General features: G+C 35.6%; 20 protein-coding genes. 8 read left to right on the top strand and 12 right to left on the bottom strand.

The features are described from left to right. Positions 1–26: 26 nt before the first annotated feature. Both BN1372_RS11990 and BN1372_RS11995 read right to left on the bottom strand, forming a co-directional pair. Positions 27–1,451, bottom strand: coding sequence for a flippase (locus tag BN1372_RS11990; RefSeq protein WP_062199791.1), 1,425 nt, complete (start codon positions 1,449–1,451; stop codon positions 27–29). A 360-nt stretch (positions 1,452–1,811) separates the two neighbouring features. After that, positions 1,812–3,011: an IS256 family transposase gene (locus BN1372_RS11995; protein WP_062199792.1), complete on the bottom strand. Its 1,200-nt coding sequence runs from the start codon at positions 3,009–3,011 to the stop codon at positions 1,812–1,814. 1,124 nt (positions 3,012–4,135) lie between these two features. On the opposite strand from BN1372_RS11995, the gene BN1372_RS12000 reads away from it, so the two are divergent. Both BN1372_RS12000 and murJ read left to right on the top strand, forming a co-directional pair. Further along, complete coding sequence (locus BN1372_RS12000) at positions 4,136–5,377, top strand: glycosyltransferase family protein (RefSeq protein WP_062199794.1); 1,242 nt, start codon at positions 4,136–4,138, stop codon at positions 5,375–5,377. A 14-nt stretch (positions 5,378–5,391) separates the two neighbouring features. After that, a complete protein-coding gene (gene murJ, locus BN1372_RS12005) occupies positions 5,392–6,924 on the top strand; it encodes a murein biosynthesis integral membrane protein MurJ (RefSeq protein WP_062199796.1) in 1,533 nt (510 codons plus the stop codon). A gap of 62 nt (positions 6,925–6,986) precedes the next feature. Here the strand turns inward: murJ and BN1372_RS12010 are convergent, their stop codons facing one another. The 3 genes from BN1372_RS12010 to BN1372_RS12020 form a co-directional block, all read right to left on the bottom strand. Then, complete coding sequence (locus BN1372_RS12010) at positions 6,987–7,544, bottom strand: hypothetical protein (protein ID WP_062199799.1); 558 nt, start codon at positions 7,542–7,544, stop codon at positions 6,987–6,989. Further along, on the bottom strand, positions 7,537–10,542 hold the full coding sequence (locus BN1372_RS12015; RefSeq protein WP_062199800.1) for a helicase-related protein: 3,006 nt from the start codon (positions 10,540–10,542) through the stop codon (positions 7,537–7,539). The genes BN1372_RS12010 and BN1372_RS12015 overlap by 8 nt, the downstream gene beginning before the upstream one ends. Positions 10,543–10,654: 112 nt before the next feature. Beyond that, the gene (locus BN1372_RS12020; protein WP_062199802.1) at positions 10,655–11,662 is read right to left on the bottom strand and encodes a hypothetical protein; all 1,008 of its coding nucleotides are present in this window, start codon (positions 11,660–11,662) and stop codon (positions 10,655–10,657) included. Positions 11,663–11,967: 305 nt separating this feature from the next. On the opposite strand from BN1372_RS12020, the gene BN1372_RS12025 reads away from it, so the two are divergent. From BN1372_RS12025 to BN1372_RS15290, 4 genes are all read left to right on the top strand, one after another. Continuing rightward, positions 11,968–12,291 (top strand): flagellin N-terminal helical domain-containing protein, encoded by a 324-nt coding sequence (locus BN1372_RS12025; RefSeq protein ID WP_062199804.1) that lies wholly within the window; start codon positions 11,968–11,970, stop codon positions 12,289–12,291. Between the two features lie 107 nt (positions 12,292–12,398). Further along, positions 12,399–13,019, top strand: coding sequence for a hypothetical protein (locus BN1372_RS12030; RefSeq protein ID WP_062199806.1), 621 nt, complete (start codon positions 12,399–12,401; stop codon positions 13,017–13,019). Positions 13,020–13,294: 275 nt separating this feature from the next. Next, a complete protein-coding gene (locus BN1372_RS12035; RefSeq protein ID WP_062199808.1) occupies positions 13,295–14,332 on the top strand; it encodes a flagellin in 1,038 nt (345 codons plus the stop codon). Between the two features lie 37 nt (positions 14,333–14,369). After that, complete coding sequence (locus BN1372_RS15290; RefSeq protein WP_154662991.1) at positions 14,370–14,531, top strand: hypothetical protein; 162 nt, start codon at positions 14,370–14,372, stop codon at positions 14,529–14,531. Between the two features lie 107 nt (positions 14,532–14,638). Here the strand turns inward: BN1372_RS15290 and BN1372_RS12040 are convergent, their stop codons facing one another. From BN1372_RS12040 to BN1372_RS15600, 3 genes are all read right to left on the bottom strand, one after another. Then, positions 14,639–15,370 (bottom strand): DUF429 domain-containing protein, encoded by a 732-nt coding sequence (locus BN1372_RS12040; protein WP_062199811.1) that lies wholly within the window; start codon positions 15,368–15,370, stop codon positions 14,639–14,641. Positions 15,371–15,503: 133 nt separating this feature from the next. Then, a complete protein-coding gene (locus tag BN1372_RS15595; RefSeq protein WP_062199812.1) occupies positions 15,504–15,935 on the bottom strand; it encodes a Fic family protein in 432 nt (143 codons plus the stop codon). Further along, positions 15,936–16,901, bottom strand: coding sequence for a Fic family protein (locus BN1372_RS15600; RefSeq protein WP_062199815.1), 966 nt, complete (start codon positions 16,899–16,901; stop codon positions 15,936–15,938). It lies immediately after the preceding gene. Between the two features lie 431 nt (positions 16,902–17,332). Here BN1372_RS15600 and BN1372_RS12055 point away from each other — a divergent pair, with 431 nt between their 5' ends. Both BN1372_RS12055 and BN1372_RS12060 read left to right on the top strand, forming a co-directional pair. Continuing rightward, positions 17,333–17,905 (top strand): hypothetical protein, encoded by a 573-nt coding sequence (locus BN1372_RS12055; RefSeq protein WP_062199817.1) that lies wholly within the window; start codon positions 17,333–17,335, stop codon positions 17,903–17,905. Continuing rightward, the gene (locus BN1372_RS12060) at positions 17,898–18,449 is read left to right on the top strand and encodes a hypothetical protein (RefSeq protein ID WP_062199819.1); all 552 of its coding nucleotides are present in this window, start codon (positions 17,898–17,900) and stop codon (positions 18,447–18,449) included. The genes BN1372_RS12055 and BN1372_RS12060 overlap by 8 nt, the downstream gene beginning before the upstream one ends. On the opposite strand, the gene BN1372_RS15300 is transcribed toward BN1372_RS12060, so the two are convergent. The 4 genes from BN1372_RS15300 to BN1372_RS12075 all read right to left on the bottom strand — a co-directional run bounded on the left by BN1372_RS15300 (position 18,363) and on the right by BN1372_RS12075 (position 22,725). Beyond that, positions 18,363–18,818 carry a hypothetical protein gene (locus BN1372_RS15300; protein WP_147515382.1) on the bottom strand — a complete coding sequence of 152 codons (456 nt, stop codon included), beginning with the start codon at positions 18,816–18,818 and terminating at the stop codon, positions 18,363–18,365. The two genes, BN1372_RS12060 and BN1372_RS15300, sit on opposite strands and share 87 nt — an antisense overlap. A 206-nt stretch (positions 18,819–19,024) precedes the next feature. Continuing rightward, complete coding sequence (locus BN1372_RS12065; protein ID WP_062199821.1) at positions 19,025–19,600, bottom strand: hypothetical protein; 576 nt, start codon at positions 19,598–19,600, stop codon at positions 19,025–19,027. Between the two features lie 285 nt (positions 19,601–19,885). Continuing rightward, the gene (locus BN1372_RS12070; RefSeq protein WP_062199824.1) at positions 19,886–21,076 is read right to left on the bottom strand and encodes an MBL fold metallo-hydrolase; all 1,191 of its coding nucleotides are present in this window, start codon (positions 21,074–21,076) and stop codon (positions 19,886–19,888) included. Next, on the bottom strand, positions 21,073–22,725 hold the full coding sequence (locus tag BN1372_RS12075) for an ABC transporter permease (protein ID WP_062199826.1): 1,653 nt from the start codon (positions 22,723–22,725) through the stop codon (positions 21,073–21,075). Before BN1372_RS12075 ends, BN1372_RS12070 begins: the two co-directional genes overlap by 4 nt. Between the last annotated feature and the right edge of the window lie 37 nt (positions 22,726–22,762).

Genomic DNA, 22,762 nt, shown 5'->3' on the forward strand with positions numbered 1-22,762 from the left:
TAAATTCATAATAACAATATTTCCTTTTAGCTTTTTTTTCCACCTTTGAAATGAACTTTTCCTTTTATTTTATCAAGTCCTAATTCTCTTAATTCTCTATCTAAAACAAAAATAATCGCTAAAAAAAGGATTGGAAAAAACATTATAGATAACAATGGATTCATATCTGGTATTACTACATAATATAAAGTTATTACTAGTAAAAAACCTATGAAATTCAACATACACCCATTTACAAGCTTTTTGAATCCTTTTTTATTAAAGAATGTAAATCCAATTAGCATTGTCAACTCCACAATAACAGCCGAGATAGCAGCACCTACAGAGCCATATTTAGATCCAAAAAACAAAAAACAAAAAATACCAACAAATAATGCTACAATTAATATTTTTGTTCTTTTATTTTGGAGTCCTAAAGTTGTTAAACTATCTGCTAAAGGATAATTTATTGATTGAAAAATAATAGTAATTATTAAAATAGCTAAAACATCGGATGCTGTAGACCATTCGGAACCAAATAATAAATTGATAAAAAAATCTGCATTAAATAAAAATGGAATCGCCATAACAATACCTAACAAATTCATTATTTTTAATTCTAGAACATTTTTTTTATAATGTTCTTCAAAATCGCCTCTATTACCTAATTGGAATAAAAGAGGATAAAAGGCAACAGCTACAACCCCTGGTATTTGGTATAAAACTGCTGGAATTTTATATGATGCTGCATAATAACCCACTTCAAGAGTAGTTGATACTTTTTCTAGCAATATCGGACCTAGTTGAGGAATTAATAATACAATCATTCCACCAACTAAAAAAGAAGATATACCAATTAATATATCCCAATTCATCCTTTTCACAAATTTTATATTTTTATAAAAAACAAGCCAAACAGCAAATATACCTGTAAAAATATTTACAACACCATATAAAAAGGAAAGGGTAAATAAAGAAAATTGAAATGTTATCGATAATGTAATAACGATAACAATTAATAAACTAGTTAATGTGTTTATAATAGCTATGAATTGCATTTTTTGAATTAGTTGATAATACGCAATACCAACACCTTGAAGAGCAGCACCTAATGCGCCTGGAACAGCAATTAATAAAATAGTCCATTGTAACGCTGGGTTATAATCATAAAAAAAGGAAACAATTAAAAAAATCAAAAGGCCTGCTATAATCGAAAATAATAAACGAATTTTTAATAGTGATGAAGTAAGTAATTCAACATCAGCATTTTCTTTTGTTGCTTCTCTAATATATGTTTGAGTCAGTCCAATATCAGTGAAATAAAGTGCTATTGAGGTAAAAGCTAAAGCAACCCCAAAAACACCATACTCTTCAGCCCCCATATATCTAGCTAGAAAAATAGTCGCTATAGCAGTGATTAATCGAATTACCACATTCGATATAAATAAATATGATGCATTTTTAAAAATCATAATTAACTCCTATTTTATGAATTTTATTTTAGAATAACATACTTAATCTTAGTATTTCCTAAAATTTCTTGGATTAATTTGGTAGTGTCAAGAATTTTGTGTAAATCCCTTTTTAATAGATTAAGTTAATTGCGATATTACGATTTAAAAAATTCTTATTATGATTGTCTTTTTTACTGCGTTGGCTGCTTACTTTGAACTTATGGTCTCTTTTTAGTGAGATTAAATTAATATGAATTTAGAAGGGATTGTGCCATGGTACCATCCATAGATAAATGTAGCTCTTTCGAGCTGCACTTCAATCAGCCACCACTAATTTTTATCACAGCACTTATCGTATATCCGGTTGAGGATGGTGGATTATACTGTTACACCAGCTTCTAACTTATCAAACATCTCGATAAGTTCAGCTCTAGCTTGATCAAATCCACGATGACACCGCATTGAAAATTTTTGATTATACTCTAAAAAACGCGTGACAAGAAAGCGTTCGAGTGAATCTTCATTTGGAAACTGCTCTTTTCGTTTGACATGACGCTTTACATCTTTATTGAATCCTTCGATTAAATTCGTTGAATAGATACTACGACGAATAGCTGACGGAAAATCATAAAAGACAAGTAATGGTTGATTATTCATAATATTTCCAATGACCCTTGGATACGTTTTCTCCCAATTGAGTTTAAAAGTTTCCAAGGCTTCACAGGCAAGTTCATCGTTATCAGATTGATAAACGGCTTTAAAATCATGAAGAATTTCTTTGCGATCTTTGACACGTACTTTGGAAGAAATTTGTCTTGAAACATGAACAAGACAAATCTGATGTTTCGCTTTAGGATACACACGATGAAGGGCATCCGTCATGCCAGTTAAACCATCAGAAATAAAGAGTAATATGTGTTCAACACCACGTTGTTTAAAGCCATAGACAAGCTCTTCCCAAACATGTGCAGATTCCGTTGGTGCGATAGTAAAGTCTAACACTTCTTTTTTTCCATCTTCTGTGATGCCAACGGCAATATAGACAGCTTCTTTTTCCACTGTTTGACGTCGAATTGGGATATACGTGGCATCTAAATAGATACATACATATCTATTTTCAAGCTTACGCTCGTGAAAAGCTTTTACATCTTCAGCAACAAATTGTGACAAATTAGAAATCGTCTGTTTAGAATAATGGTGACCATACATTTTCTCGATGAGTTCTGTAATCTCAGACGTTGTGATTCCTTTTTGATACATGTGAATAACAAACTGTTCAAGTGTATCATTTGAACGCTTGTAAGGAGCGATGGTCCGTTGTTCAAATTCTCCATTACGATCTCTAGGAATCCGAAGATTTAACTCGCCATATTCCGTTTTAAAAGAACGGTCATAGTAACCATTTCGAGAGTTACCAGAATGAAATCCTTTACGCTCATAAGGCTCGTAATCAAGAAAACAAGTAAGTTCATGTTTAAGTAACTGATTGATTGCATTTTCTAAATGTAAACGAAAAACTTCTTCCATATCTTGTTTTTGAGCTAGTGCTTCGATTAAATCTGTAGTAAGATTATTCATGGGAAGACCTCTTTTCTGTGAATTTTGTCGCTAACTTTATTCTACAAAAAGGGTCTTCCCTTTTCTATGTCGAAAATGTAATAAATCTATTTACACAAAATATTTTACACTCTCATTAATTTGTATATACCAAATTAATATTATATACATTTATCATTAAAATGACCAAAAAGGTTCTTCTTTAAGTTTATATTGAATAGTAATGGAGGTAATCTATCAATAAGGTATTAATGTTCGTCTGGTAAGCCATTACAATAACCAGCTCCATTTTACCAATTATTACCCCACCTATTCTTTTATCATTAAGTACCACAACATCTTACACCATAATCCAAAAATGATAAACGAAAGAATGAATAATAATAAGTTGCGGGTAAAACAATATTAACGCTTTCGATACATTACGTTAAAATGTATTATAATGAAAAAAATGAAAATACAAGAGGTAAGGTAAACTAGTTTTAACGGATAAACATGATATTAAAGATGCCTTTGCCTCAAAAAACAATGTAACACGCATTGAATTTTTCATTTTTTCGTAAAATCTGGAACATTAACGCCAATTTCACTCATTATAATCACATTTTAATGATATTCTTTTAGGAGAAAACAATTTAATAATAAATTTAACATCCAAAAACGATGAACAACTACCATGTATAACGTTTTTTTCATCTGTTTTCCCTATTTCATTGTTTTTTTAAATAAAAAAGGACTTTCCTGATATAAAAACACTCTAATATACATATGTTCTTTCGTTTTTTCGTAAAAACCGGATGCATTAACAGTCATTACATTTATTATAATCACATTTTAATGATATTCTTTTAGAGGAAAACGATTTAATAATAAATTTAACATCCGAAAACGGTGGACAACTACCATGTATAACGTTTTTTTTCATTTGTTTTCCTTATTTCATTGTTTTTTTAAATAAAAAAGGACTTTCCTGATATAAAAACACTCTAATATACATATGTTCTTTCGTTTTTTCGTAAAAACCGGATGCATTAACAGTCATTACATTTATTATAATCACATTTTAATCATATTCTTTTATAGAAAAATAATTTAATAATAAAAGTAGTAATTTATTATTGCACTACTAAATCGAGGTGTTACCGATGAAGTCAACTTTTTCTCGCGTTTTACGTGTTATAAAAGAACGTGGACTAGCCCAAACTGTCCAATCTACTATCAACCGTTCGTTAGTCAAATACGGCTACACAAAAAGCCCAAAAAAACATATTCAACAAACAATTAACTTATACAAACAAATTGCAGCAAAAAAAGCCATTTCTGATTATAAAGGAATTGCTGTTGTTACGTCTGCCCTTGAATTTGAAGAAGTGTACAATCAACGGACGATTAACTTAGCAAAAGATTTTGCACATAAAGGCTACTTAGTTCTCTATGTCGTGTGGCAGTGGGAACCAGCTGAAAAACTGCAAAAAGCGTATCAAAACGTATACGAAAATACATATGAAATCCCACTTTACGATTTCTATCATACAATTGATCACCTTAACATATTCGAACAGGCAAAGGAAAAGTTGTATTTCGTTACGTTTCCTGCTCCTATTTTTGTTTCTATTTGTGACAAACTTAGGTACGACATGATTTATGACATGATGGATGAGTGGGAGGAGTTTCACCAAACTGGGCAAGCGCCGTGGTATGTGAAAGAATCAGAAGAACAATGTATCGTTCGTGCTTCCCACGTTTTTGCGGTAAGTAAACCGTTAGGGACGAAATTTGCACACTTAAATAAAACGATTCATGTTATTGGAAATGGATATAATCCCGCATTATCCGGTGAAAAAAATATTGCGTTAAAAGAAGCATTACCAGATGGGAAAATTCATATCGGCTATTTTGGTCATATGACGGATTCTTGGTTTGACTGGGATTTGATGTTTCAACTTGCGAAAAATGAACAGTTTGTCCTTCATTTTATCGGTTACGGTGCACCGCAACACATTTTAGATAAAATGAAGGATTATGAGAATATGCATTATTACGGAAAAATGCATCCTTCAGAATTACAAGAACAAGTGAAACATTGGCATATTGGAATGATTCCATTTAAACCGAGCAAATTATCGGAAGCAGTAGATCCAATTAAAATTTACGAATACTTGTATTTTGGCTTACCAACCGTTACGAGTGGCATTCCACATTTAAATGATTATCCATTCGTTACACATTGCGATACAGCCACTGCTTTTGAACAAACGATTGTAGATTATTACGAGAAACGAATCCACAACCAATTAAACGTGGAAGAACTAGAACAATTTTTACACGACACGACTTGGGATGAACGCTTTGCTACGATGGAGCGATTGATTCTCGAGAAAAACTAAAGGATGGAAGCATTATGTCGTCATTAAAAAAATCAGGCATTATTATTGTAATCCTTTCTCTTTTCGTGAAACTGATTGGCTTTTTACGTGAAAGTATTATTGCCAAACAATTCGGGGCAAGTGAAGTAACCGACGGATACCTTATTGCCTTTTCCGTCGTAACACTAGTCGTCATTATGACATCGGAAGGATTCAATAGTGTCTTTTTGCCATTATTTTTAAAAGAAAAACAAAAAAACGAAGCACACGGGATGCGTACTGCTAGCGCCCTTTTAAACCGAATGATTGCTGGACTAGTTGTGTTAACTGTTGTTATGTACGTATTAATCCCGATTCTAATTCCGTTGATTTTCCAAAAGGCGCCGCCTGAAACGGAAAAAGTGATTATTGAGTTAACTCAATTTTTTACGTTATTTTTAACGTTTATTAGTTTAAATGGCATGTTTGAATCGTACCTTCAAGCGTACAGAAGTTTTATCCCAACACAAATCGCCCGATTGTTCGCAACCATTACAGCAGTTATGTTTGCCATTTTATTTGCAGATATTTGGGGGATTTATAGTTTGGCGTACGGGTTTATTACGGGAACATTTTTAGGAATCTTGTGTCAACTTTACTTTTTAATCGGCAAATATAAGTTTAAATATGAATTATCGTTTTCCATGGATTCAACGTTTAAGCAGCAATTTCTAGCATTGTTTTTCCCAGCTATTTTAAGTGCAGTTGTGGGACAAATTAACGTATTTGTCGATAAAATTTTCTCATCTGGAACGATAAAAGGAGCAGTAACGTATTTAAATAACTCCTCCTTGCTGATTAGTATTCCAAATGCGATTTTTGCTTCTACGATTGTAGCGATTATTTTTACACTATTATCGGAGCAAACTGGGCAACTACAGCAATTTCAGAAAATATTTTCGCGTGGAATTAAAATTACCGCTATTTTATTAATGCCGATTACCGCTGGATTTATCGTGTTAGGATTACCGATTATTCAATTCGTATATGAACGTGGTGCGTTTACACATGCAGACTCGTTACAAACATTACAAGCGTTTTATGTGTACTTGCCACTGATTTTAATTCAAGGATTTCAATATATCGTGTTAAAAGCGATGTATGCCAAGGGACAAACGAGAATTATCTTTTTCTTAAGTACGATTACTATTATCTTAAATATCGTGTTTAACTATTTCTTTATTCAATGGTTTGGATATTTAGGGACGGCGTTATCTAGTACGATGATTGCTTTCTTTTTCTTATTAGCTAGTACGTGGGTGTTAACGCGCGAATTTGAGGCAGGTCAATTATGGGTGAATAGTAAAATCATTTTACAGTCCGCCATTCCTGCTCTTTTTATGGGTGTGCCACTGTATTTCATGCAACAACTTGCTTTTGTCGAAAACGTAATGCCGATTGTGAATATTGTCATGACTGGTCTTTTAGGCATTGTATTATACACCGTTGGATTGCGATATTTTTATAAAGATGGGTTTTTAGAAGTAATGGAACTTGTTCCTGCAAAAATTCGAAATAAAATCTTATAATAAAAAAGGTTATTCTAAAAGTGCATTGGTACTATAGAATAACCTTTTTACTATCCCATTTTTCATGAAAACAACCGAACGATAATATCCACCAAAATCAACACCATAATGACACTAATTCCAATCATTTGCATTGAATTTTTATTCTCCAACCGGTCGCTTCGAATTTTTAAATTGTACTCATACATACTCATATTATCGTGAATGCTCTTTTTCACGTCATGCAATTCTGCCGTAAACCGTTCGAAATTATCTTTCATTTCTTGTAATTGTAATGTCTGTTGTGCATCTAGCGCTTCTTTCGTTCGCTGGTATAACTGTTCATTCGCAATTTTTCCGTGGTTAATTTGGCTCGTAATGGATTGGCTTTGTTCTTGTTGTTTGTGTTTGATTTTTTCTATCCCCGCTTTCATTGCTGGGAGTTCTTTTCCTTTATCTTCTCCATCTTTTTGTTCAATGGTTGCTAGTTTTTCAACGATTTTTTCTTGTTCTGTGACAAGTTTTTCAAACGAAGCACGTAAGTCTGCCATCGTTTCTTGCCATTTTAATGTTTCTTTTAATTGCTTGGATTCTTGTTCTAGTTCGGTAATGGTTTCATTAATTTTTTTTACGTCAATCATTCCAAGTCCCTCCTACTTTCTGAATCCGTTGAATGGATTGTGTGAGAATGTAGTGTAATGTGTAGTTGTCTTGCAAATAGTCATAGATGACTTCGTTTTGATTCGGGTAAAACGAAAGCAAGACGGCGCTTAATTGTTGTTTTTGTTCTTCTTCTAATGTTTTCCCTAATTGTAACGTGTGCAACAAAATCGCCTGTTGTGTTGCTTCTGGATACTGTTGAATTGCTTGCCAAGCGGCGATAAATCGATTGCGTCCGTGGAGGTGTGAAAATTGGTGTAACACTAATCGGTTTATGCCACTAATAAAATTTAATCCGACATTGGTTCGATACGTTTCTAAATAGCGTACAAGTGGCAGCTTACTGGCCGATGCGTCTTGTGTCGTACAAAAAGCAAACCACTTTTCGTACTGATCTGGATAAGCAGCAATTTCCGCTAGTTGGTTCGTACGTTCATTCCATTGAAAATAGCCGGTGATTGTTTCGTTTAGTTGCTGTTGTTCACAGCTTTCGAGCAACGTGTGAAAGGACATGCGTTGTTGATAAAACAATAGGGCATACATCCACTTAAGAAAAATGGTGGCGATTCGTAACACGAACGGTTCGTTTTTTTGTTGATACACTCGGCTTAGTTTTAACGAAAAATTGGCATCATATTTCCTGATGTACGATAGTATCGCTTGTTCGATGCTTTCTTCCGTATAAGGATGGAACTGAACGCGAATGACGGTATCTTTTTGTCCCCATTGTTGGACCATCCAATCTTGTACGACTCCTACTAATGAAAGACGTGCCAATGCGCGCTGGATGTCGCCTACTTTTTTGTTTAATGCCGCGGAATGTAATATGCTTTCTCCGTTCGGTGTGGCGTACATATCAAAAATCGTATACATCAGTTCCGCTTCGGTTTTTACACTTGGTCGTGCCTTTAGCCATAGGGAAAATACACTTAAGATATCGCGTGATGCTTTGTATCCGTATCGATGAACGAGTTGTTTGGCATCGTTTATCGTCGTATGAATCGCAAAAAGTTTGGTAAAATCATCGTCTACCACGTCATCTTTTGTGTATAACAAATAGTGAGTAGCTGGTGTGCCTTCTTTTCCCGCTCTCCCTGCTTCTTGCACTAATAAAGACAGTGATTCTGGCAATCCGTAATGTACCGTGTAGCGTACGTTTTGTTTATTCGTTCCCATTTCAAACGGTTTCGTTGCTACTAGTACAGGGAATTGGTCCGCTTCAAAATCCAGTTGTGCTTGGCGGTTATATCGGTAATACGGCACTTTCGGGTGAAAGTTTTTCGGCTTTGATGTAGAAAAAAATCGGACGTCCGTTTGTAGGGAATCCGCTAACCGTTGTGCTAGTGCGTAACTCCCCTTTTCCCCGTTTGCATGTAACGTAAAAACGATTCCGCTTTGCTCTCCCTCTTTTTGAACCACTTCCGTTAACCGTTGCTGTTTATCTTCGTAGTCGTGTCCTGTTTTTATTACTTGAAACATCCCAGTTTGGTTATCCTCTATTCCTTTTATATCCTGATGTTCGATTTGCAATTCCATCTGTACATCTTGTAAAACGTGCATGCTCGTTGCTTTAGTAGTGGCTAGAATAACAGCTTGTTTGCACGATGTGCGAATCGTTTTTCCAATATGCAAATAAGATGTGCGGAAGTTATCGCTCCACTCTGATAGACAATGCGCGTCTTCTATCATGACAAACCCAATCGTAGCTAGTTGTTGTACATACATTCGAAATGATTCGGTTTGAAAATATTCAGGAGCAACTAATAGACCAAAGCATCGTTTATCGCGATAAGCTTGCAACATCGGTTCGTTTTTTCTTGGATGTTGATTTCGTTTCACATAATACATACGCGTTATTTTTTTCGACTCTAACCATTTGATAGCATCGTACATAAATGACGGTATTGGGACAATCATCATATGTAACGTCGGTTGTAACAACGCAGCTAAGACGTAACAAATCATGTTCCCCTTTCCTGTCGGTGTCATCCCAATCGTATGACGTCGTTGTAAAAGGTTCGTAATAACCGCAACTTGCCATTTTGTTAACGTATCGGCGTCTAATAGATTTTGAGCCAAGTACAACAATGCCGATTCTTCTAAAGCAGCATACGTAACTGGTGCTGTCGTCTCTAGTTTGAAGTGGTCTGGCTTTTGCAAACGCGCCGTTCGGATAAAAAGAACATCCGTCTCCCCAATTTCATGCCCTTCTCGCTCGACAACACTCATGTCTATTTTTATCGCACGTTCGGATTGAAATTTCTCCACATAGCGCACATTAAACTGCACTGGTTCAAATGGTTGTTGATGCAATGTACATAACGCTTCTAGCCATAGGTTGATGTCGTGTAACGCAATATCGAATGTTCGGAGATTCTCCGCCTCTTTTATTTCGATGTCTTTTTGTTCAGAGCTATGCTCTAACAGGGCAATAATCGTCCATTGCCAGCGCATGACACTCATGAAACGAACCTCATCGGCATCCACTTCCTCTAACGACCGATAGCGTGAAAGTTCTTCGTCATAACGCTTCAAATGTTGGCGTAAAGCGTGCATTTTCATTTGATAGGAAACAGATTTTTCTGTTAATTCTTCCGTTGTAAATGAAAAGACTTTTCCATCACAATCGTTTTCTGCTTTTCCGTCTAGTTCGATGATGGTATTCGTGCATTCTATATAAAATCCCGCATCGTCAGGGACGAGTAGTTTCGATAAAAATGGGTATTCCGGAATGTCTTCCGTTAATCTTGTCGCTACTAGCGACGATGGTTGATGAGCGGGAAGCAAACGAAACGGTTCTGTCGAAACGTTTGGAAATTGTGTTTTTAGATAACGGGACGGTTCCGCTGGACATCCGCGTTGTAAAATATTTTTTAAAATGGCGAGAATAGATGGGTGAAATCGAGGAGACAATGGTTGTTTCATATTTTGAATGACAAAATTATGATCGGAATCTATGTAATTAGCGGTAATATACATCGTGAACGCCCCTTTCGTTCTTCGTTTGTTATTCTTATTTTACACTATTTGTTGGAAAGGGACATGACTGTTGATACGAAAAAAGGCCGAACATATTGTTCAGCCTTCGTTTCTATTCACGTGTTTCCACGTTATTTCCTTCTACTAAAAAGTAGCCAGTTGTATTTGATTTTGTGACGATACCACCGTTTGGATGTTGGATGTTAATATTAAATGTATATAAATGGTCTGGAAGTGCTTGTACTTGGTTTTTTAAGTTATACCGAACGAAGAAATCTTGTGGTAATCCGATATAACTATACGATAATAGTTCGTTTGCTGGGTACGATGCTTTTCCTTGTTCGTTGTACGTAATTGTCGTCCAGTTGCGTCCGTCTTTAGACACTTCAATCGATTCTAGATAACCTAATAACGTTGGTTCGAATGATAGATTTACTTTGCTGTCTTTTAATGATAAAGCGTTTAATAAAAAAACTAGTTCATATTTTGTATCGACTCTCGTATTCACCGGTTGTGCATTAACAAATAAGCTTGCTTGGCGAATGAGTTTAGATTGATAAACATTCGTTACTTCATTCGTTACATGCATGTATGCATTGCTTTGTGTGCGTGCCACGATATCTCCATTTGCAAGTAATTGACGTGCGGATATTCGGTAGTTATCGACCGGAAGTGCTCCGACTGGCTGGTTTAAATGGACATCCACTGTAAATTCTTGTGGTACCCCAATCAAAGCAAAGCGAACTAGTTTATCTGCTGGGAATGAGAAAGAATGAGTCGCTTCGTTTACCATTGCTTTTAATCCTTTAGGACCTGTTACTTCGGTAACGTATGGTGCTAATTTCGGATCAAGTGTAAATTCGAAACTACCATTTCGATACGTACCAAAATGATTCCACTTATAAAACGTATTGTAACGAAGAGAAATAAATGATTGTTCACTTTTCAATCCTAGTACTTCTACATGCCCGTATTTCACATATTTTGTGTCCACGACTGCTTGGGCTGCTTGAGCCGCATTTCCAACTTGTACGCCATTTGCTAGTTCGATTCCCGTTGTGGATAGTGTAACAGCGGATGCTAAAACGACAGATGCGATGACTTTTTTCTTATTTTTCATTATTTTTATTCCCCTTCCTTCTAAAAATATGACAATAGTAATAGTATCAAATTTGGATGTTTTAAACAATATTGTGTACTATTTTTTATTAAGGAAATTTACACCTCGTTCACAAACGATAAAACTACCACTTCAAAATAGAAAGGAAAATCAACACCAATAACAGAAGACTTCTTTATGATTTCCGTTGTTTTTAATGAAGTCAAAAGTGTGAATAAGAAAGATATATAATAATGAAAAAAAGTGCCTATCTTTAGCATTTTTCACCATTGCACGGTATCGAAAAGAGAGCGGGTGTTTATGTCATGCAAGTAAACAATATTTCTATTTTTTTAAACACGTATCGTCAATTTAAAGTATCGAATGAGAAAAAAGTTCGAATGATCGAACGGTTATCGTCCGAAAGACGGATTAATCGAGCAGCGGATGACCCGAATGGATTAGCGATTTTGGAAAAAATGCGGGGACAAATTCGCGGGTTAAATCAAGCCTATCGTAACGTCTTAGATGGCTATTCGTTGTTACAAACGGCCGATGGGGTGTTAGAAGAAGGACATTCGATTTTACAACGAATGCGAGAAATTGCCGTACAAGCAGGGAATGATACCAAGAAGAATTCAGTCAATTAACGTCCGAGTTAAATCAGATTTTTTATCATGCGAAATATAATACGAAAAATCTATTAATCGGTTCGGATACGAGTATCCATTTACACAGTTCCATTCATATTGTGTACATGAAAGTATATGATTCTTCTGTTCAAGGAACAGTCGGACAATTTCAACTTATGCAACATAGCCAAGCAGCCCCTCCTTTCCTTACTGTCGACTATACAATGCAACAACAAAGCATAAAAGCAACACCATCTCAAGTGGGGATTGAGTTTAACTCTTTGTTAGATATCGATTTAGAAAGTAGTATTTTCGGGAACGGATTTCAATTTAAAATTCGCTCTATGCCGGATAATAGTTTAGGAACGGAAAACTATTGGGAAGTGAACAACCGATTAACTGGGAAATATACAGCAGAAGAATTTTTCACTGCCTTTCAAGCAGCAAAAGCCGCTCCCGCTAATACCGGCGCATTGGACGACATTACCGCTGAATTACGAACGGAAAAAGTCGGGTTACTTAATGTATATACAGTCGTGTTAACGTATGCGGGTGGAAACAATAGCATTCCTGTTTACACGGAATCGAACGGCATTCGGACCTCTAGTAACCTCAATGATCCAGTCGGAGATGCCAACACCCTTTCTGAATTAATCACCCTTCGTCCTAGCGTGGATACATTTGTGAATGGAGTCGAAGAACAACGCGGGATGTATACCTTTTCGGTAAATGAAAACTTTTCGTAGGGTTCGCTTATTACAATTGGTAGCGTATCGTTTAACGCCATCCTGTATGCGCCAACAGAAGCCGGACAATTTCAAATTGGCGCCACCGCGGAAGAAACGACGGGACATTTACTACAAGCCATCTTAGCAGATCCAACGTTAGGTGCTCGGTTTGAAGACAACGGAAGTAGCGGGAAAATGATTTCCTTAATTGAAAAAAGTGGGCGAGCGACGAAATTCCTGGTCGCTATGCTTTTACAATTACGAATAATTTTCAGGATAAAGAAAAAATCGTTGTGGCGGGACAGACGTATACGTTTCGTTTAGACAGGGCGGCGGGAACGGTAAAAATCGGCAGTACCACAGCCGAAACAGCACAATATTTACTAGCAGCTATGTTAACGAACCCACGCTTTGAAGATGACGGCAGTACGAATGCGATGATTGCCATAAAAGAACGACCGGGACAAGTGACCGGTGTTGATATCGAAGCAACCGTTCTGTTAGCCGCACCACCGCAAATGAGTTCCGTCGTGTTTAAAATGGAAAGCCCACTAGCAGAAAAAGAAGTACTGAACATTTTTGGCATTGTATTTGAAGAAACGAAAGACGGAAATGTGACGGAAGAAGGAAACATCGCACTCGATTTAAACGTCTATCAAACGACGACCGAACAAGCAACGTTTATTACAAACTATTTAAATACAATCGAAGGACTGCACGCGGAACAATACGAAGACATTATTACCATCGACATCGATTCTACTAATAGCTCTACCATTTCATCTCCATATGTAGACGAAGCAGAACGCCACCCCTTTGAAGCGATTCTTCAAGTAGGAGCCAATACAGGCCAAACGATGGCGATTGAAATTGATGACATACGCGCCATCCCGCTCCGCGTCAGCATTCCAAATCCCGATTGGAACGTGTATACGAAAGATGGAACGAAAATTCACTACGTTTCCACTCCAAACGTCACACGAGATTACGGCACGTATTATACGGAGTATTCCTTAGATATTTCTTCCGCTGAAACATCATCCGTCGCTATTACCGCAATCGATGAAGCAATTCACCAACTCTCGCACGAACGAGGAAAAATCGGCGCCTATACGAACCGATTAGGTCAGACGATGAACTATCTTGAAAACACGAGCGAAAAACTACAAGCAGCAGAAAGTAGAATTCGCGATGCGGATATGGCAAAAGAAATGATGGGATTAATGCGGGAAAACATTTTAACGCATATGCATGAAACACTTTTGGCGCAGGCGAATCAAACGAATGAAAATACGTTGTATTTGTTGCGAGATATGATTAATTGGTCGTGAACGAACATTGTGTAATGAGCGAAAGGATGACCTAAAAATGTGGAAGAACTTTTTTCAAAATAAAAGAAAAAGACTGACGGCTCGTCAGTTGCGTGAACGATATGGAAGTTTTACCACGATGAATGTTAGCATAGAAGAATTAAAGGAAGGCGTAGAAAGACAGTGGAAACGGTATAATGATTCAGAATTTCAACATTAAGAATTTAAGGAACGATTGGAGAAAGTATTCAAGCATTGACAGGTAAAAATTCTCACCTACTGAAAATGTGATGTAGCAGGTGAGAGTTTTTTTCTCTTCATCTTTCATCATTTGAAAAAGTACCATTCCCAGTATGTGATTTCCATTGGGATTCCCTTTTCATCTATTTGTTGTTTTTCGGGAATGGATTGTAACTGATTTTTTCCTAACGAAGCCGTTACAGCAAGAACAAATGCATCGACGATATCATCTAACGCTACTTGGCTTCGTTTATATGTACTTAGTGTTTGTTCTATGACACTTTCTATTGTTGGATCAAAGGAACGAAGAAGTTGCATTCGTTCTTCCAAGCCTTCTTTTTGCTTTTTATTGTATTGCATCGGTTCGTTCGCCCATTTTACAAAACATACTTCGGGATGAGCTTCTTTTAACTTCCCTATCGCCTCTTCTTCCCGCATTAACAACCCATCGACTTCTCGAATTTTTGGTGAAATATTCCACGATTGTTTCGATAAACCTTTTCCGGTCACTTGTCTGTTTTTCTCATTTGCTTCTGCGTAGTTAGAAGCATACACCGCTTCTCGTGACGGGGCAGAAAAAATACTCGCACTCCGCTTTGGTGCTAAAATTTTTCTGGCTTCTTGGTCACATTTTCGGACTGTTTGTTGCTTATTTGGTAATCCGATTGGGATATCGATTAAAATAAGAGATGCTTGTTTGTGGGTAGACCATAGACGGAGAATAGTTGGGAATAAGGAAACTTCCCATTGGTTATTCTGTTTTGCGACGGCAATCCTTCCTGCTTTGCAGCCGTCAACACCTACTGGATAATCGTTCATTTTTATCACCTTTTTAAACTTCTATATTTAACGCTTTCGTCTTACAATTCTTTTCATAACCATCCAAGCAAATTTTCACTTTGTCCACAGTTCTATCAGTACCTCAAAGACTATGTACCACATTTTTAAAACATCAAATCTTTTTCCACTTTGCACTTCTTCCTAATCCATCTACAGCAATATATTCTTCATCCTTTAATTTCTTTAATATACGATTAATCGTCGCATCGCTAACGTCAGGACAAGCTTGACGAATGTCCTCTTTTGTAAAGAAGCCAATTTTATGTTCAATATATCGTTGAACTCTATCTGCTTTATTTCCTTTTCTCGTTTCTATCACACCTACACGTTCTTCAAGCTCCTTATAGGCTGCAACAAAGGTACCTAATAAATAATTAATCCATGGTAAAACATTATTTTTATTATCATGCCATCCTACCGAAGATTGACGTAGTGTTTCGTAATAACGTTTTTTCGATTGTTCGATAGTTTTTTCTAAACTAATATAACATCTGACTTCGAAGCCAAATTGATAAAGCAATAACAATGTTAATATACGCGCCATTCAACCATTGCCATCATTAAATGGATGAATCGATAAAAAATCCAAAATAAAAATACTAATTAAAATCAAAGGTTCTACGTCTTCTTTACTCATTCGCTCCCGTAACTCTTGACAAAGCAATCGCATCATATCTGGTGTTTCAAATGCTGAAACAGGTTCAAAACGAATATGTTTCGTACCATCTAGATATGTTTTACTAATTACATTATCAACGTTTTTCCAATGACCGCCTTCGATAGAAATATACGTGTATAATTCTTTGTGCAATTGCAAAATAGTATTTGTGTTTACTGGAATCGCTTCATACGATGAGTGAATAAGCTGTAGGACATCTCGATATCCTGCAATTTCTCCTTCTGATTGGTCAATTGGATTAGTTTTACTTTCCATAATACTCTTTAAACGACGATCCGTAATCATAATCCCTTCAAGCGCATTAGAAGCCCTTGTCGATTGGATGATGGCTATATTTTTTAATAATCTCACTTTGTCATTCACTTTTAACCAATGAGACCATCCGGTAGGGAGATTGCGATGTCTCATTCCACGGACATAAAAATTAGAGTATAATTTTTCATTAGCTTCTCGACGTAATGGTTGTTCAAAAGAATATGTGTCGCTTGCTAATCGCCCTCTTGTCTGTTGCAGGATTTCCATTTTTGTAGCATTTTCATTCAAACCTAAATCGCACATGATAGCATGAAAATCCTGACGATCCGTAGAAGCTAATCGTCGATTAAAAGCTAAAAAAAGAGTTTTAGAGCGGTATGTCCTGTTTACATCAGGGAAAGCAGGGTGTAACATATAGCCATGTTCTAATACCTCTTGGACTTTTCCATGAGGTGACCCGTAATTTGTGTAAGAAAACTCATAGATATCATTACAATGAGAAAGAGTCCCTATATGATAATACAATCTATTTTCTGTATTTTGCCATACAACTAAAAGTGTATGAACTTTATTCATGTTCGTTTTCCTTCTCTCTTAACCACTCTAAAATTTTTTATCTGCGCAAAGGCACAATTGTTTTTAACCAATTTTTTTGTATGTCACTTAAAACATTTAAAGTAGAAATAAAATTAACGTACCAATCTATATCAAATGATTTGAACATATCTATACCCTCAGTACATTCTGATTTTAAATTTTTACTGATATACTTTAACAAGCTTTTAGCTTTGCATTTTTTTTATATTTATTAATTTTTGCTTAGAGGAGATTCAGGTTATTTCTCGAAGTAAACTAGTATACTTACATTACCAAATGAGGAATGCCTCTGTTTTAATTGATAAATAAAATACGTTTTGGATGAAAAGGAAATATTTTATTTATTAATCATAATTTAGATATACAACATCCTTATTTACAACATGATATTAGGATTATAAAAATAGTAGGTGATTGATATCGATAACTGTCAAACTATTGAGGTAAATGAATTAATACTTGATAGAATAAGGAATATTTTTGAAGTATCTATAAGGTATGGATTCTTTGAAATCGTGAAAAATAACATAGAAATATATTATTCTGAAGACAATCAAATGGTTTCATATAATTTACAAGTACCGAAAGCAAAATTTTTAGAATACCCTTTTTTTCAAATGAAATTAAATGAATCAGCGTTTACCACCAACCAAGATCTAGAAATAACAAATATAAGAAGCTATTCTTACCATGGCTTTCATATAGAACACAAAGATGATCCTAAAAAACATTTTATTAGGTTTGATTTTGAACCTGTAAAGGAAAAATATGCCCCGATACACATTAACGCTCCAAAACAAAAATGGGGAGATCATTTAACCTATCCTGATGGTACCAATTTAGATATTTCAAAAATATCCTTCCAAATAGCAATAAAGGTATTTTATCGGTATGCAAATGATAAAAATGATTATCCTCTTAATATGGAAACAAATAAGCCCTATGTAAAAATATTCGAAAACGGAGGCAGCAAAGATGAATAATTCAACACTTCCATATAAAAAATATATTAATTATTGTGTTAAGAACAATATTAAAAAAATAATAATCTTTATTAAAGATGAAAATAATATTCTAAATATTAAGTCCTTTTTAAATCAACAAGAATATCCGATTGAATTAATTGGCGTTACATTTCCAGCTAATGAAAAGATGTATCGATTAGAAGATGATAAAAAAATAAATACATTTATACCGGAGGCAGCAAATGGTAATAAAATCAAAAAAATATTGGAGGATCATGGCATTACATTAATTTCTAGCACAATGCCTTTTGAAGGAATTGTAATACCGGGGAATAATATAAATCCATATAAAATAATTGAACAGACGTTGGGTATCGTTCATGTTGCATTACCCAATCTTGTTCAAACGTTATTAATGGCTACAGATAATGGTGCTGTTTTACCTGGGGAAAGAGTAGTGGTAATGAATAATTCTTTAGCTATAGATGGTAACGGAACAAATACCAGATTGTTGTTTCATCCAAAAGAAGGGATGAAAATAAATAAAATTATCCAAATATAAAAAAGTAGCAAGGAACCCCTCATCGGACTCCTTGCTTTTTTCATCAATATATTCTATTGTTTCATTCTCTGCCGGAGTCTTTCTTAAATAAAGTTTTTCATCTAAATCATTATTATAAGTTGTTAGATGATTTAATTCATCTATTGAACCGCCAAATGTAATAAATGTATCAAAAGTATTTATCCACTTCTCACAAATTTCTTCTGGAATTAATTTTGCAAACTCTGGATTTTCAAAAAAATCTTTAGTATTTACATTATACATTTTTTCTAAATTTAATATTTCTTGGCGGGCAGTGTCTGGTTGAACTTTGAAGTTTTCTTCAGGTAAAAATTCTTTTAATTGTTTTAATATTGTTTCTACATTCATGTACGTACCTCCTTTTTATCAATATTATGCTTCTTCTTTATATTAATAATACATGAATTGGTATTAAAATTAAAGAAAAATGGTAATTTTCAGTGCAAAATAAAAACAGATGAATATTAGTAAAAGCGAGAGAAAATCATTAAGACCAAAGGAACCATTGAGAATCCATATTAATTTCAGAGTTCTATGATAACTACCCCGCTATTTTATATAGTCCAGTCTGTTTTACTGTATATTTTTCCGAAAAAAATCACTTGTTCAGAAACACCTTCTAACGAGTACCTTTTTTGATCTATGTTCTTCTTATTTCGTAAGCTCGACAAATCAAGATCAAATTCTAAGTAAAATGGTATTTCTCTCATGTATCTAAGTACAACTTCTAATTGTCCTATAATGAAGCTATCGGTTGATTCAAGTAATGTTTGAAAATACTCTATTTGGCTTGTTAGTATCTCGAGCAAAATGTCATAATCATCTTCATTGATATCTTTTTTTCCTATTTCAAAAATTAATGATTCAAGACGAGTATAACCCTTGTCTTTAAACCACTTTTCAATTAACTTTAATTCTTCTGTTAAGGCGAGGATCTCAATATTATCTGTACTTGCTTCTTCAATTAATTGTTCAAATAATAAGCCTTTCATTTTTACAAAAGCTAACTCAATCCCCTTTATGATGTGAGATAACTTAGATTTTAGGGTCTCATTATAATTTACTTGCGGAGAATCAACGTACTTATATTTTAGAAACATGGAAGCTTGATTTAATTTAATATTTTTCATAATAAAAGCCCCCTTATATATTGACATTTTCAATCACCCTTTTATGATTGATATACATAAAGAATACCAATCTTTACTAAAAATTAAAAGTAAAAAAACATATTTCTCCCTAAAAAAATCTGATTATATTACTAATAAACCTTATCGAATAACGCTTTATCTCCTAATCACTATCCATTATAATCTTTGTGCTTTTAACGTATTTAGCTAAGGAGTCTCCCTTTTAGCGGAACGAAGTGTGAATAGTTCCCGAAAGAGAAATAACTCCGCTCATCAGCCTTCTTCTCAATAATACAACCGATACTTCTTCTGAAACATGTCTTTCAACCTTTCATACACCGCTTTCTCACTATGAAAGAACACATTCTCCCGCGCCTGCAACATGTGCATCATCCGCTCTAGTTCGTCTTTATTTTGATGCACTTTATAAGGCACTCTCACTGCCTGCTTGGACTTTTGAAGCATCTTTTCTACTTTTCCTTCTTGTTCGATATAATCGGTGAAAATGAATTTTGTCTCTCTGTCTTCTCCTAATTGTTCGTAAGTGATCGCATGGTGTAACAACTTAGGGTCACAGATGAAAAAGACGCCTTCCTTCGCTACATCCATTTCTTCTATTTGTAAAAATTGAATGCGTTTATGAATTGTTAACCATTCCAATAGCAATCGTCCGTGTTTTTTTAAGTAATTTTCATGTTGTAAATAGTACTGAATGCCTTCAAGTAAGCGAGTATCGCAGTAAATCATTCTTTCTGTGCGGTTGGTGATGTAAGAGAGTAGCTCGATGCCTCTTCCGTACTTGGGGACGGGGAATAGGATGCGGTTTTTTCCGTTCATTTCATCTATGATTATTTGCACTTGTTCTTTTTGTATCGCTAGGTTGGCATGACCACTGTCGATGATGGCAAGGTCTAGCTTTTCTTTTAAGTTCGTTGGGTATTCTGCTTGTAAAAATAAAGATTCGCTAGAAAAGTCACCGGAATAGTAAATCAATTGATCTTCCATTTGAATCAAGTACGAGACGCCGCCGATGACGTGTCCGCTTAAAGACCATTGAAAGCGTAAGTGGTCGTTAATGATGATCCACTTTCCTTTTGTTTCGTAGGAAAAGGTGTGCATTTGAATCGCTTGTTCGTCTTTTGTGCTGTAAGGGATTTGTTCTTTCTTTTCTTGATTGTGTCGCCATTTTTTGAATGCTTGTGGAAGTTTGTTTTTCGTTTCTTCGCTCATGATGACGTTTCCTTTGTAGCCTTGTTTGTATAATAGCGGTAATCCGATGCAGTGGTCGTCATGGATGTGTGATAGGAACACAGCATCTAATGCTTTTATGTTCATTTTTTCTACTTCTGGGTATTCGGTTTTTGTGCCACGTTTAATGCCGCAATCTAGTAAAATGCGGCTGTTCTTGCCTTCTATGTAAAAGCAGTTTTTTCCGTATTCACCGACTCCGCCGATTGCTTGAAATGTGACCGTCATACGTGTTCCCTTCCCTTTTGTAGTTGATTCACGATAAGCATGACGATGATTGTAATCAGGACGGTGACAACTGCCATGGCCATGCCGAGGCTGACGTTTCCTTGTTCGAATTGGGCATAAATAAACGTTGCAACCGTTTGAACGGATGGTGGTAAGACGAGTAAGGAGCCGACTAATTCTCGCATGGAAATAATAAACGTCATCATCCACGCCGCAAACATTCCTGGTAATAATAACGGAAGTGTGATGTTAAAAATGACGCTCCTTTTATTTGGGCTAAAAATACGTGCCGATTGAAAAATTGATGCGTCGATTTGGTTGTACGATGCTTTAATGTACTGTACGGCGTACGGTAAAAATAAAACGACATATGTGACAACCGGCATCCATTTCGTATTGTAAATCGTGACGGGTAATGCCGGATGATTCCAAAGCATAATCAACCCGACAACGATGACGATGCCTGGAATTGTATTTGGTAATAGGCTCATAAAATCAACCGTTGCAGCTGTTTTTGTTTGCCCTTTTTGTACGAATAAAGCAATCATGGTTCCAAGAATGATCGTGATAACAGAAGCAGTTAAGGAAAAGAGTAAACTGTTCATAAACGCTTCGTATCCTTTTGAATCGATTTGAAAAAGTTGTTGATAATAAACGAATGAAATGTTATCAAGTGATAATCCATTTCCTCGTACTTTCATTAGCGACACTGCTAAAATTGAAAAGTACGGGATGCCGATGGAGATACCGATTAAACACAAGACGTAACCGATGCTTAACACGCGGACGAAGAACGACTGCTTTTTCTCGCGTAGCGGTGGCATTTTTCCTGATAACGTACTGTAAGAAAATTTTCGGCTTATCGTGTTTTGTACGTACCATACGAGTAAGCACGTACTAAGTAACACGAGAGACATGCTTGTTGCCATGCGGATGTCGATTGGCCATGATGAGAGTTGGGCATGAATTTCTGTTGTGAATACTTCGTAACCAATTCGTTTTCCGAAAGTGGCGGGTGTGCCGAACTCTGCTAATGTTTTAATGAAAATAAGGAGCGAGCCTAACGCGTAACTGGAAAGTAATAATGGTAACATGACTTTCCAAAAGTTAGAGAGACGTCCTTTTCCGAAAATCGTCGTCGCATCTTGAAACGATCCTTGTAAACGAAGGAGTGCATTTTTTAACATTAAGTATAAAAAAGGATAAAGATGCAAACTCATAATGAGCACCATGCCTGGTAATGAAAAGAACCATTCTGTGATGTGATGGTCTTTCTTTAATAATTGTTGTAAAAAGCCGTTTTCTTGCATAAATAAAATCCATCCCATCGCACCGATATAAGGCGGGGTCATAAAGGGGATTGTAAAGATGATATCTAGTGAACGATAACGGCGAAAAGACGTTTTGGTCATAATAAAAGCGAGTGGTAACGCAAAAATCGTCGTTCCGATGATGACTAAAAAGCCGAGCCAAATTGATTGCCAAAATACTGTTAGCATTTTTTTCGTCATGACTAATTCAATAAAACGGCCGACATCTACCTTCTGTCCATCAAAAAATGTGTAATATAAAACCATCAGAATCGGTGCGATAATAAGAACCGCTAACACGATGACGATGGTAAGAAACAAACCTTTCTTTCGTTCCATTCCTAAACACCCCAGCCAATGAGAGAGAAAAGCAAAA

This window comes from Massilibacterium senegalense, assembly GCF_001375675.1.
Taxonomy (GTDB): Bacteria; Bacillota; Bacilli; order Bacillales; family Massilibacteriaceae; genus Massilibacterium; species Massilibacterium senegalense.

Coding starts and splice junctions, on each gene's coding strand:
- BN1372_RS12070 (WP_062199824.1), bottom strand. CDS start 21,076: ATGACGGTCACATTTCAAGCAATCGGCGGAGTCGGTGAATACGGAAAA.
- BN1372_RS12065 (WP_062199821.1), bottom strand. CDS start 19,600: ATGAAAAATATTAAATTAAATCAAGCTTCCATGTTTCTAAAATATAAG.
- BN1372_RS12010 (WP_062199799.1), bottom strand. CDS start 7,544: ATGATTGACGTAAAAAAAATTAATGAAACCATTACCGAACTAGAACAA.
- BN1372_RS12075 (WP_062199826.1), bottom strand. CDS start 22,725: ATGGAACGAAAGAAAGGTTTGTTTCTTACCATCGTCATCGTGTTAGCG.
- BN1372_RS15290 (WP_154662991.1), top strand. CDS start 14,370: ATGTGGAAGAACTTTTTTCAAAATAAAAGAAAAAGACTGACGGCTCGT.
- BN1372_RS11995 (WP_062199792.1), bottom strand. CDS start 3,011: ATGAATAATCTTACTACAGATTTAATCGAAGCACTAGCTCAAAAACAA.
- BN1372_RS15595 (WP_062199812.1), bottom strand. CDS start 15,935: ATGGCGCGTATATTAACATTGTTATTGCTTTATCAATTTGGCTTCGAA.
- BN1372_RS15600 (WP_062199815.1), bottom strand. CDS start 16,901: ATGAATAAAGTTCATACACTTTTAGTTGTATGGCAAAATACAGAAAAT.
- BN1372_RS12030 (WP_062199806.1), top strand. CDS start 12,399: ATGAAAGTATATGATTCTTCTGTTCAAGGAACAGTCGGACAATTTCAA.
- BN1372_RS12000 (WP_062199794.1), top strand. CDS start 4,136: ATGAAGTCAACTTTTTCTCGCGTTTTACGTGTTATAAAAGAACGTGGA.
- BN1372_RS12025 (WP_062199804.1), top strand. CDS start 11,968: ATGCAAGTAAACAATATTTCTATTTTTTTAAACACGTATCGTCAATTT.
- BN1372_RS12020 (WP_062199802.1), bottom strand. CDS start 11,662: ATGAAAAATAAGAAAAAAGTCATCGCATCTGTCGTTTTAGCATCCGCT.
- BN1372_RS15300 (WP_147515382.1), bottom strand. CDS start 18,818: ATGAATGTAGAAACAATATTAAAACAATTAAAAGAATTTTTACCTGAA.
- BN1372_RS12015 (WP_062199800.1), bottom strand. CDS start 10,542: ATGTATATTACCGCTAATTACATAGATTCCGATCATAATTTTGTCATT.
- BN1372_RS12040 (WP_062199811.1), bottom strand. CDS start 15,370: ATGAACGATTATCCAGTAGGTGTTGACGGCTGCAAAGCAGGAAGGATT.
- BN1372_RS11990 (WP_062199791.1), bottom strand. CDS start 1,451: ATGATTTTTAAAAATGCATCATATTTATTTATATCGAATGTGGTAATT.
- BN1372_RS12060 (WP_062199819.1), top strand. CDS start 17,898: ATGAATAATTCAACACTTCCATATAAAAAATATATTAATTATTGTGTT.
- murJ (WP_062199796.1), top strand. CDS start 5,392: ATGTCGTCATTAAAAAAATCAGGCATTATTATTGTAATCCTTTCTCTT.